This window comes from Williamsia herbipolensis (assembly GCF_036153515.1).
In the GTDB taxonomy this organism is placed as follows: domain Bacteria; phylum Actinomycetota; class Actinomycetes; order Mycobacteriales; family Mycobacteriaceae; genus Williamsia_A; species Williamsia_A herbipolensis.
Genome location: NZ_CP108021.1, coordinates 1,846,239 through 1,858,492, shown reverse-complemented (window position 1 = coordinate 1,858,492; position 12,254 = coordinate 1,846,239). Strand labels below are relative to the sequence as shown.

Sequence of the window (12,254 nt, the reverse complement as noted above, 5' to 3'; positions counted from 1 at the left end):
CGTGCAGCGTGATCGGGGGCTCAGCAGCCGTTCTGCAGGGCGGCGCGGATGAACCCGCCAGTCTGGTAGAGGTACATGTACGCCCAGTAGAAGATCGGGATGTGCGAGGTGTAGTTCACCATCACGAGGTCGCCGGTGAAGCACCGCGAGACGATGTAGTCCGATCTCGTGACGTGCGGGGTGAAGGTGATGACCATCGCCGAACGCCACCCGTTGGCCTTCGCCTGATCGCGCAGGAACCGTGCCTCGCCCCGCGTGGTCTTGGGCGACGGGCGAAAGCAGATCACCCGGACCCGATGCGGCGCATCGCAGATGGCGTCCATGTACTCGTCGGGTTCGTCGTACGGGTCGGAGATGAGGACGGTCGAGGCCAGTCCTCGCTCGGCCAGCGAAATGCCGTAGTCCTCGCGCCCGTCCTGTCGGCCACCGAGCACCATGATCACGTCGACCTTGCGTGGGCTGTCGGCCACCTGGGGGAACACGTACACCGGGATGCCCGCCACCCCGAACACCACCAGGAAGGCGAGCAGGCACAGCACGATCTTTCGCCAGTGCCGCCGCATGGTTCGAGACTATCGACGCCGCGCACCGAGCGCCGCGTGCATGACCGGCGTCACAGGACCCCGGTGCGCGGGTGAGTGACGCCGACGTCGACGAGGCCGCGGGCATCGTGGTCCGCGAGGTCGTGATGCGGTTCGGTGCCGTGACCGCGCTCGACTCGATCGACCTCACCGTGCCGCGCGGCACCGTGATGGCGCTGCTGGGACCGAACGGCGCAGGCAAGACCACCGCGGTCCGGGTCATCTCGACCCTGCTGACGCCGGTGTCGGGTTCGGTGACCGTCGCGGGGGTCGATGCCGCCGCCCACCCGCATCGGGTGCGCAGCCTCATCGGCCTGTCGGGGCAGTTCGCCGCGGTCGACCCGATGCTGACCGGCGCCGAGAACCTCACCATGGTGGCGCGACTGGCCGGCTTCACCCGCCGCGGCGCACGCCGCCGAGCGATCGATCTCCTGGAGCAGTTCGACATCGCCGAGGCGGGTCGCCGCCGGGTCGGCGGTTACTCCGGCGGGATGCGACGTCGCCTCGACCTCGCCGGGGCGCTCGTCGCGCAACCGCCCGTGGTGATCCTCGACGAGCCGACCGCGGGCCTCGACCCGATCAGTCGCCTCGGATTGTGGGACGCCGTGCGTGACCTGGTGGCCGCGGGCAGCACCGTGCTGCTGACCACCCAGTATCTCGAGGAGGCCGACCACCTCGCCGACGCCGTCACGGTGATCGACCACGGCGAGGTGATCGCGCGCGGGACGCCCTCGCAGCTCAAAGCCGACGTCGGGACGCCGACGGTCACCTTCACCGTCGCCGAGACCGACCGTTCGCGGGCCGACACCACCCTCGGTGCACTCGGCCACACGGTGCTCCCCGGATCGGGCCCGACGACGCTCGTGGTCGCCGCCGACGACCCGGGCCGCGCCGTCGCCGAGCTCGTGATCGCGCTGGCCGCCGACGGGATCACCGTTCTCGACACCGCGACCGCCACACCCACCCTCGACGACGTGTTCGTGCGCCTGACCGCCGGATCGAGCCCACCGTGAGCACGACGACAGCGATCGGCCCGCGCGGTCGCGGACCCATCCCGTTCGCCGTCGACTGCGAGGTGATGATCCGACGCAACCTCGTGACGTTGATCCGCACCCCGCAGATGGTGTTGGCGGCGGTGTTCCAGCCGCTGATGTTCGTGCTGACGTTCTCCTACGTGTTCGGCGACGCCCTCGGTGGCGACCGGTACCGCGAGTTCCTCATCGGCGGGATCATGGCGCAGACCGTGGTCTTCAACTTCGGGTTCACGGCCATCGGACTCAACGCCGACCTCAACTCCGGTATGGCCGAACGATTCCGGGCTCTGCCGATGTCGCGGCTGGGCATGGTGGTGGGGCGCACGACGTCGGACGTGGTCATCAACGTGATCGGTCTGACGGTGATGTCGCTGGCGGGCCTGGCCGTGGGGTGGCGGATCTCCGACGGCGCGCTGTTCGCGATCGGCTCGTACGCGACGGCCCTGGTGTTCGGCTACGCGCTGTCGTGGGTGGCGGTCATCATCGGCGTGCTGAGCGCGACGGCGACCGCGGCGCAGAGCACGTTGAGCATCATCGTGTTCCCGCTGTGCTTCGTGTCGTCGGCGTTCATCCCGTCGCGCCTGCTGCCCGGCCCGCTGGAGGTGATCGCGAGTTGGAACCCGGTGTCGGCGGTGGCACGCAGCTTCCGGCAGGGGTTCGGCAACCCGATCTCGGTGAACCCCCTCGTCGGGGAGCCGGCCACGTGGGCGTCGCATCACGCGCAGGCGTACACACTGATCTGCTCGGCGGTGATCGTCGCGGTGATGGTGCCGGTGACCGCCCGGCTGCTGCGGCGGGCGGCCACCCGATGACGCGCACCTGCACGAGAGTCCACGAAAGCCAGGGTCGACGCGACCGGAGGGGCCTACCCTGACCATCGGTCGGGGCACCTACCGGAGGTGGTGTGAGTGACACAGGGCAGGGTCGAGATCGCGCCTGTCCCCGCGAAGGGCCGCGCACGCGCCCGACGCAACGCCCGGGCGCGTGTGGCCCGCAGTGCCGCCCGGCAGACGCCGTGGATCGACGGCTACATCCGGCGCGTCATGATCACCGACGCGCTGATCGTGGTGTCGGTCGTGTTCGGCGCGCAGGTGCTGCGCTACGGCCCGATCTCGTTCGACGACCGCGTCGGACGTGCGCACGTTCCCGTCGGGCTCGTGAGCGTCGGGATCGTTGCGGCGTGGCTGGTGATGTTGCGGATGCGCCAGTGCCTCGACCGTCGCGTGATCGCGGCCGGGCCCACCGAGTACAGCCGCATCGTCTCGGCGTGCTTCCTCACCTTCGCCACCCTGGCGATCGTCGACCTGCTGTTCGTGCTGAACATCGCGCGGTCGTTCGTCGCGCTCGCGTTCCCGGTCGGGACCCTGTTGCTGCTCGCGTCGCACTGGCTGTGGCGATCGCGGCTCACCCATCGTCGGCGTCGCCGACTCGATCTCGACCGTTTGCTGGTGATCGGCGGACTCGCCACCGCGCAGCCGCTCATCGAGCACCTCGACCGCAACCCCGAACTCGGCTACGACGTGATCGGGGTGTGTGTGCCGCCCACGCAGTCGATGGTGATCGGTCCCGTCGCCGTCAACGCGCGATCGGTGCCGATCCTGGGGGAGTTCGCCGACGCCCGCGCGGTCGTCGAACTCGCCGGTGCGAGCACGGTCGCGGTCACCTCCGCCGAGGCGTTGGGCCACTCGGCGATGCGCGAACTCTCGTGGGACATGGAGGGGCTCGACGTCAGCATGGTCGTGGCGCCGGGCCTGCTCGACGTCGCCGGACCGCGCATGAGCATGCGACCGGTCGCGGGTCTGCCGCTGCTGCACATCGACAAACCCGGCTACAAGGGAGCGAACCGGTTCGCGAAGGGAATGCTGGACCGCATCGGCGCAGCGCTGCTGGTGGTCGTCACCGCGCCGATCCTGGTGGCGTGCGCCATCGCGATTCGCGTCGACACCCGTGGCCCGGTGTTCTATCGCGCCGAACGTATCGGGCTCGGCAACGAACCGTTCCTGATGTGGAAGTTCCGGTCGATGGTGACCGACGCCGACCGCATGAAAGCCGATCTGGCGGACCTCGATGAAGGGGCCGGCGCGCTGTTCAAGATCCGTGACGACCCGCGCGTCACCCGGGTCGGGAAGGTGATCCGGCGCTTCAGCATCGACGAACTGCCCCAGCTGTTCAACGTCATCGGCGGGTCGATGAGCCTCGTCGGTCCTCGACCGCCGCTGGCCGAGGAGGTGGAGCGGTACCACGGTGCGATCGCCCGCCGGATGCTGGTGCGGCCCGGTATGACCGGCCTCTGGCAGGTGTCGGGGCGATCGGATCTCACCTGGGAGGAATCGGTGCGGCTGGACCTGAGCTACGTCGAGAACTGGTCGGCGATGAGCGACGCGATGATCCTGTGGCGGACGTTACGTGCGGTGGTGAGTCGCTCGGGCGCGTACTGAGCGCGGTGCGACCGCTACTGTCGCGGGCATGAGCGCGCCGGTGGTCCCGACCCGAATCCTGTTCGTCTGCACCGGCAACATCTGCCGGTCACCCATGGCGCAGTACTTGCTGGCCGATCGCCTGGGCGCCGGATTCTCGGTGACGAGCGCAGGCACCGCGGCCCTGACCGACTATCCGATGCACGTCCAGACCGAGCGCGTGTTGCGCGAGCGCGGCATCGGATCGGTCGACGACTTCCGTGCCCGCTATCTCACCGCCGACCTCGTGGCCGGCGCCGACCTCGTGATCGGGTTGTCGCGTGAACATCGCGACCACGCGACGGCCTCGGCGCCGATGTCGTGGCGCCGCGTGGTGACCCTGCGTGAACTCGACACCTACATCGCCGGTGGGGGAGCGCTCACCTCCACCCCGCAGATCGCCGCCGACCGCAACCGCGACGATCTCGACATCGCCGACCCCATGCATCAACCGCCCGTCGCCTTCGACACCCTCGCCGCCGAACTCGATCCACTCATCGACCGGTTGGCGGGGTGGTTGCGCGGCTGAACGGCGTCGGGTGCGCCGCGCCCATCGGTCTCCCGACCTCGATGGCAGCGTTCGCGGGGCGAATCGGTGGACGCGGGCGCCGGGGAACCCGCGTTCGCCGGATCACCCCGCGTTCACGCTGCGTCGAAGCCCATGTCCTGTGGCCAGGTGATGTCGTTGCGCGGGGCACGCGGTAACCGCTCGGCTGCGACTTGGGCGAGCTGGTGTTCGATGTCGCTGACTGGCGGTCGCGGTTCGACGATGTCGGGCGAATGCTGTTGTAGCAGTTCGTCGATGCGGTGGAGCTGGTTGGCGCGAAGGGTCTCGGGTGGGTCGGCGTTGCGGCGCCAGCCGTAGCGGCCGCGGTCGGGGCCGTCGGCGATCTTTTCGGTGCTCCACTGATACGGTTCGCTGCCGACGGCCCGGTTGTGTCGACCACAGGCGGGTGCCAGGTGCGGAGAGTCGGTGTTTCCGCCGTCGGCCCAGTCGGCTTCGGCGTGGTGCATTTCGGTGTGTGCGAACGGCGTCGTGCAGTCGTCTTTGCTGCATCCCTTGTACTGCGCGAAGGCCATCAACCGTTGCGCCTGTGAGGCGAGGCGACGATTGCGGCCGAAGAACAGCGGTTCGTTCGTGACGTCACTGAACACAGCGAGATGCGGCTGGGCGTCGGCAGCGAGTTTCACGACGTCGCTGATCGGGAGGTCGGAACCGGTGGCGGTGCGTGCGACGCCTGCGTGCTCCCGGAGCTGTGCGTCGGTGATGGAGACGATGATCTGTGGCGGCAATCCACGATGCGAGCCGCCGAGCAGGCCACCGTTGACCGCGGCATGCAAGAGGGCCTTGAACGCGTCGTGGTTCCGTTGGCTCTGCGATCGATGGTCCCGATCCGCAGCTTCGCGGAGGAGGTTGGAGTCGATGTCACTGCCGTCACCGATCGGGGACAGCTCGTCATCGGGGTTGTTCATCCCCGGCGCCGCCCACTTGGCGAGCACCACATCGAACAGGGCCCGCGTGATCGGATCGAGTGTGGCGGTGAGTTTCGACATCAACTGGCTGTCTTGGCAGCCGAGGTTCAGTTTCCGGTTCCGTGCGCGGTCGCGGTCGTCGGTGAGGGTTCCGTCGGGATCGAGGTGCGCCAGGATCCGGACACCGGCGGCGGTGATCTCTTTGGGCGTCAACGTTGTCGCGAATTCGGCCAGGACTTCCTCGGCCCGCGCCCGCTGTTCCACATCGACGGCCGAGGGGATCTTCTTCAACACGTCCAACACCGCGTGTACGTGATCGGGGCCGATCGTGCCGGCGGCCAACTCGCGAGCGGTGTTCGGGCAGACGGGTGGCAGTTTCTCACCGGTCATCGCGTGCATGGGTTCCAACGCCTGCACCGCCTGTAGCCGTTTCTTGGGGTGGGTGATGCGCAGCTTGGTCTGCAGGAACTCGGTGACGGTCACGCATCCGACGGCGCGGTGGGCGTCGCGGTCGGAGACCTCGAGAATTCGCTGGTTGCCGATGGATTCGAATTGGCGGACAACGGTGTGGTGGTCGATCGCCAATTGTGCGACGGTCTCGTCGTCGTGGGCGTCTGAGGTCTCTCTCGCGATCTCCTTCACCAGGGCTTGCAGGGCAGCGTATTTCGCCACGAGATCGCTCACTGACTGCCCCCTCCCCAGGTGTGACTGTACGTTTATTCTAGCACGCGTGTTCGAGGTGTGGATGATTGATTATCGTGAATAGTGTTGAACGTGAGTGTATTTCGGGTGGGTGGTTGCGTTCTACTGCCGCTGACGGTGCGGAAGCCGGACGCCGAGTGTGCGTTGTCTCGTCGTCGGCTCACGGTGAGCTGTCAGCACACTCGACGACCGTTTCCACACAGTCAGCAACCGCGGGTCACACACTCGACGGCCGTTTCCGCACAGTCAGCACAGCCGCCGGACAGTCAGCCACCGGTCAGTAGTAGTAGGGGAACGGGTCCCAGTTCGGGTCGCGCTTCTCGAGGAAGGCGTCGCGGCCCTCGACGGCCTCGTCGGTCATGTAGGCGAGGCGGGTGGCCTCGCCGGCGAACACCTGCTGGCCCATCAGCCCGTCGTCGGTGAGGTTGAACGCGAACTTCAGCATGCGCTGTGCCGTCGGTGATTTGGCGTTGATCGCCCGGGCGAACTCGATGGCGGTGTCCTCGAGATCGGCGTGGTCGACGACCTCGTTCACCGCACCCATGCGCTGCATCGTCTCGGCGTCGTAGGCGCGACCGAGGAAGAAGATCTCACGCGCGAACTTCTGACCGACCTGCTTGGCGAGGTAGGCGCTGCCGTAGCCGGCGTCGAACGAGCCGACGTCGGCATCGGTCTGCTTGAACCGAGCGTGCTGGCGCGAGGCGATGGTGAGGTCGCACACCACGTGCAGCGAGTGCCCGCCACCGGCGGCCCAGCCGTTGACCACGGCGATGACGACCTTCGGCATGGTGCGGATGAGCCGCTGCACCTCGAGGATGTGCAGCCGACCGCCCTCGGCCTGCACGCGGGCGGTGTCGACGGTGTCGGTGGTCTCGCCCCCGGCGTACTGATAGCCCGACCGGCCCCGGATGCGCTGATCGCCGCCGCTGCAGAACGCCCATCCGCCGTCCTTGGCGCTCGGGCCGTTGCCGGTGAGCAGGATGGTGCCCACGTCGGGGCTGCGGCGGGCGTGATCGAGGGTGCGGTACAGCTCGTCGACCGAATGCGGCCGGAACGCGTTGCGCACCTCGGGGCGGTCGAAAGCGATTCGCACGATGCCGTTCTCGCGACCCGGACCGACATGGCGGTGATAGGTGATGTCGGTGAGGTCGTCGAAGCCGCTCACCGCGCTCCAGTGCTCAGCGGTGAAGGGGTTCCCGGAGTCGTCACTCATGGTTTCCCACCGTAGTGGTGGCCCCTGTCCGGCTCTCTCACCTGGGTCGATAACGTTGCGCAGATGACCGATGAGCAGCACGAGGGCGGTTTCCGCACCGACATGGCGATCAGCGTCGACAAGGGCGGCCCGCGCTACGGCGAGTTCGTGGAGTCGGCGCGTCTGTTCATGGACCGGGTACGGGCGGCGATGCCGACCGAGGAGCTGGTCGACGACCTCATCGACGAGTTGGCGACGATCAACGCCAAGCTCGAGGCGGTAGCCATCGACGAGTGGAACTCGCCGTCGGGCACCAGGATCGACCTGCCGGCGCGCGGTAACATCACGCTGCCGCCGTACCTGGTGAACCGTGCCGACGCGACGGGAGTCGATGCGACACTGCGGTTCACGCGGTTCCACCTCGGCGGCAACAACGCGGCGCACGGCGGCTACATCGGCACCGCCTTCGACGACCTGCTCGGCATGACCGGTGCCCTGGCGACCGGAAAGGTCACCCGTACCGCGTATCTCACGGTCAACTACCGGTCGATCACGCCGCTCTACACCGATCTCTCGGTGACCACGCAGGTGACGAAGGTCGACGGCCGCAAGATCTTCGTCGCCGCCCAGATGCGCGACGGTGACCGGCTCTGCGCCGAGGCCGACGGACTGTTCATCGCACTGAACCCCGGACAACCCTGACCTTCATCCGATCGTTCCAATCGACGGTCGTCGGCGCGACACGGGCGCCTCGGTGAAATACCGTCATCAGTGAATTGCGTGGGACGAGCGATTCGCGCGAGCGGGTGTCTGGGGGGAGCCAAGTGACGTCAGACGTGAAGACGGGATCCGAACGAGCCCGGTCGACGGCGCACATCGGTTCCCGCGAGCGGATGCAGACCCGTCAACGGATGCAGACATGGGCCGATCGGCACCGGACCCGCCTGCTGTGGGCCGACGCCGTCGTCGTCGTGATCGCGGTGGTGGCCGCCCAGGTGATCCGCTTCGGGATCAGCCCAACCGTGCCCGTCGCATCGACGCAGGCGCCGGTGTTCATGGTCTCGGGACTGGTGAGCTTCCTCTGGATCGCCACGCTCAACGTGTGCCGTGTCGCCGACCTCCGCATCCTCGGATCCGGGCCCGCGGAGTTCAGTCGCGTGATCAAGGCCAGCTTCCTGGTGTTCGGGGTGCTGGCGATCATCGACCTGCTCTTCAAGCTCAACATCGCCCGCGGGTTCATTGCCATCGCGTTCCCGCTCGGCACCTGTCTGCTGCTGCTGACCCACCTCCTGTTGCGTGTCGTGCTGATGCGCGAGCGTCGCCACCGCAAGTGCATGAGCCACGTGGTGGTGGTCGGCAGTGCCGTCTCGGCGCGCCCGCTGATCGCCCACCTCGACCGGAATCCGTCCCTGGGGTTCGAGGTGGTCGGAGTGTGTGTGTCACCCGAGGAGACCTCGCGGTACGAGACCGTCGACGTGGGCGCGCGCAGCGTGCCGGTGCTCGGCGAGTTCACCGAGGCGCGCCGCGCAGTGCTGGAGTCGCGTGCCACCACCGTCGCGGTCACCTCGGCCGAGGTGCTCGGACACTCGGCGATGCGCGAACTGTCCTGGGAACTCGAGGGTCTCCACGTCGACATGCTGGTCGACCCGGGCGTGATGGACGTCGCCGGACCGCGGATGCTGGTGCGTCCGGTCGCCGGACTGCCGCTGCTCCACGTCGACAAGCCCAGCTATCACGGCGCGAACCGACTGGCCAAGGTCCTCGTCGACAAGGCCGGTGCGCTCACGGCCCTGGTGCTCGCCGCGCCGGTGATGGTGGCGTGCGCGGTGGCGGTGAAGCTCGATTCCCGAGGGCCGGTGTTCTACAAGGCCGAGCGCATCGGCATCAACAACGTGCCGTTCCGCATGTGGAAGTTCCGGTCGATGGAGGTGGGTGCCGACACACGCCTCGCCGACCTCTCGGTGCTCAACGAGGGCGAGGGGCTGCTGTTCAAGATCCGCGACGACCCGCGGGTGACCCGCGTCGGCAAGGTGATCCGGCGCTTCAGCCTCGACGAGCTGCCGCAGCTGTTCAACGTGCTCGGCGGATCGATGAGCCTGGTCGGCCCGCGCCCGCCGCTGCCCGCCGAGGTGGAGAGGTACGAGGGGCCGGTGGTGCGCCGCATGCTGGTGAAACCCGGGATCACCGGGCTCTGGCAGGTGTCGGGACGATCGGACCTGTCGTGGGAGGAGTCGGTACGGCTCGATCTCACCTACGTCGAGAACTGGTCGGCCATGACCGACGCGATGATCGTGTGGCGGACCGTGCGCGCGGTGATCGGTCGCTCGGGCGCGTACTGACCACCGCGCGCCGTCTCAGGCGAGCGGACCGGCCTCGAGGGTGAGACCCGCGCTGCGGAGGCGGTCGACGAGGGCGTCGCCCATGGCCGCTGCCGGGGTGAGCACGCCGGTGCGGTTCGGCAGCTTGTCGCGGTCGAGGGCCAGGGTGAGTGCGCTCTCGCCGAGCATGACCGCGGTCGCCTTGTAGCCGGGGTCGCCCTGAGCCTTGACGCGGGACTTGAAGCGCTTGCCGGTGGTGGTGCGGGTGTAGACGTCGACGGTGAAATGGCCGTTCTCGCGGGTCTTCTCGCTCGGTCCGTCGCCCGCCTTGGGCAGGATGCGATCGAGGACCTTGCGGGTCGGAGCCATCGCCATGAGGCCGAGGAACCCGCCGAGCCCGACGCTGACCAGACCCGCGGTCGCAGCGGACAGCACCGGGTTCTTACCGACGGCCATCGCCTCGCCGTAGCGGAAGTTCGCTCCGTAGGCGTTGCCGAGCAGCGCGTTGGTGCGGCGCACGATGCGGGTGTTGTGTGCGGCCATCACGAACGGCGCCAGCGTGCCCTTGATCGACGGGTCGATGCTCGAACCCTTGACGATCATGGCGTCGCTGGGCTGCTTGACCGCGGTGCGCAGCCGGTGCTCGCCCGGGCCGGTCGACAGGGCCTGGGGATCGAGCAGGATGCGGCGCGTCTCGGGGTTGCGGGCCTCGGTGGCGATGACGCGCATGGAGTCGACGGTGCCGCCGGAGACGCCGCCCGCGAACGAGCTGACGACCAGGGTGGTGTCGGTGAGCTCGCCCTCGCCGGCCTCGGACACCGCCTTGTGGAGCAGGTAGACGCCGATGTCGGACGGCACCGAATCGAACCCGCACGAGTGCACGATGCGCGCACCGTTCGCCTCGGCCTGCTCGCCGAACTTGTCGATGGAGTACCGCACGAACGGCACCTCGCCGGTGAGGTCGACGTAATCGGATCCGGCGTTCACCGTGGCGGCCAGCACCAGCTCGCCGTACTTCAGGTAGGGGCCGACGGTGGTGCAGACGACGCGGGTGCGGGCGGCCATCGCATCGAGCGACGATGCGGAATCGGCGTCGGCGACGATGAGTGGCCAGTCCTGCGCCGAGGCGGGCAGGGTGCTGCGTGCCTTCGTCAACTTGTCCTGGCTGCGACCGGCCAGCGCGATGCGGGTGCCTGCGGGAGCGTGCCGGGCCAGGTAATCGGCGGTGAGGACGCCCACGAAACCGGTGGCCCCGAACACGACGACATCGAACTCACGAGAGGAATCGGTCATGACACATGAGGGTAGACCGGCTCGTCGGCCGCAGACACCAGCGCGGGCTGCCCGGCCCTGCGGTTGTCGCGGCGGAGCCGCCAGCGGTTGTACAGCCGCGCGGCGAACGGGGCGACGAACAACATCAGCAGCACGCGCACGATCTGCGATGCGAGCACGAAGGTGATGTTGGATCCCGACGCCGCGGCCGCGGCCAGCACGGCGTAGATGCCACCGGGTGTCGTCGCGAGGTACCCGTCGAACATCGACTCACCCGTCCAGACGCTCAGTGCCGCACCGAGTCCCGCGCTGCCGACGCCGATGAGGACGATGAGGACGACGGCGTGGGGGAGGACGCGACCGATCGCGCGCAGGCTCTCCTGGGTGAAGCCGAGACCGGCCTGCCACCCGATGACCGCGTATCCGGCCGTCACGAGCACGACGGGGACCGCCGCGCTGCCCGCGACGCCGGTCAGCTCGGCGACGACGGTGACGATCAGCGGTCCGAGCAGGCCGGCGGCCGGGAGTCGGATCAGGCGACCCACGGTGATACCGACGGCTATCGCGCCGGCGCAGAGGAGCAGGCCCCAGAGTTGATCGCCTGCCGACGCCGAGTGCGTGGACGTCGCCGAACCGGTGTGCGCCCCGAACACGGTGGTCGCCACGATCGGCAGGCTCACGGTGACCAGACCGACGCGGACGTACTGCACGACGGCGACCATCCGTTCGTCGCCGCCGAGTTCGCGGGTGAGCGCGACCAGACCGGATGCGCCGCCCGCGACGAGGGCCAGCGACCCGGTGAGCGGGTCGACGCGCCGGTGCAGGCCGAGCAGCGCCCCGCCCGCGACCGACAACACCAGCGTCCCGAGTGCGATCACGATCACCGGGAGCCATGAGTCGGCGAGGCCGGCCAGCACCGACGGCTGCACCATCGTGCCGATGTAGACGCCGAGCACGCCCTGCCCGGCGATGCCGATCGGACGGGGGAGCGGTGGCTTCGTCCCCGCGCCGTCGGAGAGGTGCCGTTCGCGCGGGGCGAGACCCGCGAGCGCGAGGGCGGCGGCCACCACGAGCCCCGCGAACAGGGCCGCCGACGGCACCGACAGTTCGTCCAGAACCACGGTCGCCGCCGCGGTCACCACGATCAGTCCGAGCCAGCGCCACACCATGATGCCAAGACTATGCTTGGTAATACCGCGATGTAAACCCGTGACTGGCCGGTAAAT

Annotated in this window: 11 protein-coding genes; 6 read left to right on the top strand and 5 right to left on the bottom strand. The window is 68.5% G+C overall.

The window, feature by feature from the left end:
* Positions 1-20 precede the first annotated feature (20 nt).
* On the bottom strand, positions 21-563 hold the full coding sequence (locus OG579_RS08360) for a YdcF family protein (protein ID WP_328858750.1): 543 nt from the start codon (positions 561-563) through the stop codon (positions 21-23).
* Between the two features lie 125 nt (positions 564-688).
* Here OG579_RS08360 and OG579_RS08355 point away from each other — a divergent pair, with 125 nt between their 5' ends.
* From OG579_RS08355 to OG579_RS08340, 4 genes are all read left to right on the top strand, one after another.
* On the top strand, positions 689-1,594 hold the full coding sequence (locus OG579_RS08355; protein WP_328859194.1) for an ATP-binding cassette domain-containing protein: 906 nt from the start codon (positions 689-691) through the stop codon (positions 1,592-1,594).
* Positions 1,591-2,427, top strand: coding sequence for an ABC transporter permease (locus OG579_RS08350; RefSeq protein ID WP_328858749.1), 837 nt, complete (start codon positions 1,591-1,593; stop codon positions 2,425-2,427). Before OG579_RS08355 ends, OG579_RS08350 begins: the two co-directional genes overlap by 4 nt.
* Before the next feature lie 231 nt (positions 2,428-2,658).
* The gene (locus OG579_RS08345) at positions 2,659-4,053 is read left to right on the top strand and encodes a sugar transferase (RefSeq protein WP_408068814.1); all 1,395 of its coding nucleotides are present in this window, start codon (positions 2,659-2,661) and stop codon (positions 4,051-4,053) included.
* A 28-nt stretch (positions 4,054-4,081) separates the two neighbouring features.
* A complete protein-coding gene (locus tag OG579_RS08340) occupies positions 4,082-4,600 on the top strand; it encodes an arsenate-mycothiol transferase ArsC (protein WP_328858747.1) in 519 nt (172 codons plus the stop codon).
* 113 nt (positions 4,601-4,713) lie between these two features.
* Here OG579_RS08340 and OG579_RS08335 read toward each other — a convergent pair whose 3' ends face one another.
* Positions 4,714-6,228 (bottom strand): HNH endonuclease signature motif containing protein, encoded by a 1,515-nt coding sequence (locus OG579_RS08335; protein ID WP_328858746.1) that lies wholly within the window; start codon positions 6,226-6,228, stop codon positions 4,714-4,716.
* Positions 6,229-6,523: 295 nt separating this feature from the next.
* On the bottom strand, positions 6,524-7,459 hold the full coding sequence (locus tag OG579_RS08330; protein ID WP_328858745.1) for a 1,4-dihydroxy-2-naphthoyl-CoA synthase: 936 nt from the start codon (positions 7,457-7,459) through the stop codon (positions 6,524-6,526).
* A gap of 63 nt (positions 7,460-7,522) precedes the next feature.
* On the opposite strand from OG579_RS08330, the gene OG579_RS08325 reads away from it, so the two are divergent.
* Positions 7,523-8,140: a PaaI family thioesterase gene (locus OG579_RS08325; RefSeq protein ID WP_328858744.1), complete on the top strand. Its 618-nt coding sequence runs from the start codon at positions 7,523-7,525 to the stop codon at positions 8,138-8,140.
* Between the two features lie 191 nt (positions 8,141-8,331).
* Positions 8,332-9,777 carry a sugar transferase gene (locus OG579_RS08320; protein ID WP_408068813.1) on the top strand — a complete coding sequence of 482 codons (1,446 nt, stop codon included), beginning with the start codon at positions 8,332-8,334 and terminating at the stop codon, positions 9,775-9,777.
* Between the two features lie 15 nt (positions 9,778-9,792).
* Here OG579_RS08320 and OG579_RS08315 read toward each other — a convergent pair whose 3' ends face one another.
* Together OG579_RS08315 and OG579_RS08310 are read right to left on the bottom strand one after the other, a co-directional pair.
* The gene (locus tag OG579_RS08315; RefSeq protein WP_328858742.1) at positions 9,793-11,049 is read right to left on the bottom strand and encodes a saccharopine dehydrogenase family protein; all 1,257 of its coding nucleotides are present in this window, start codon (positions 11,047-11,049) and stop codon (positions 9,793-9,795) included.
* The gene (locus OG579_RS08310) at positions 11,046-12,194 is read right to left on the bottom strand and encodes an AbrB family transcriptional regulator (RefSeq protein ID WP_328859193.1); all 1,149 of its coding nucleotides are present in this window, start codon (positions 12,192-12,194) and stop codon (positions 11,046-11,048) included. The genes OG579_RS08315 and OG579_RS08310 overlap by 4 nt, the downstream gene beginning before the upstream one ends.
* Positions 12,195-12,254: the final 60 nt, after the last annotated feature.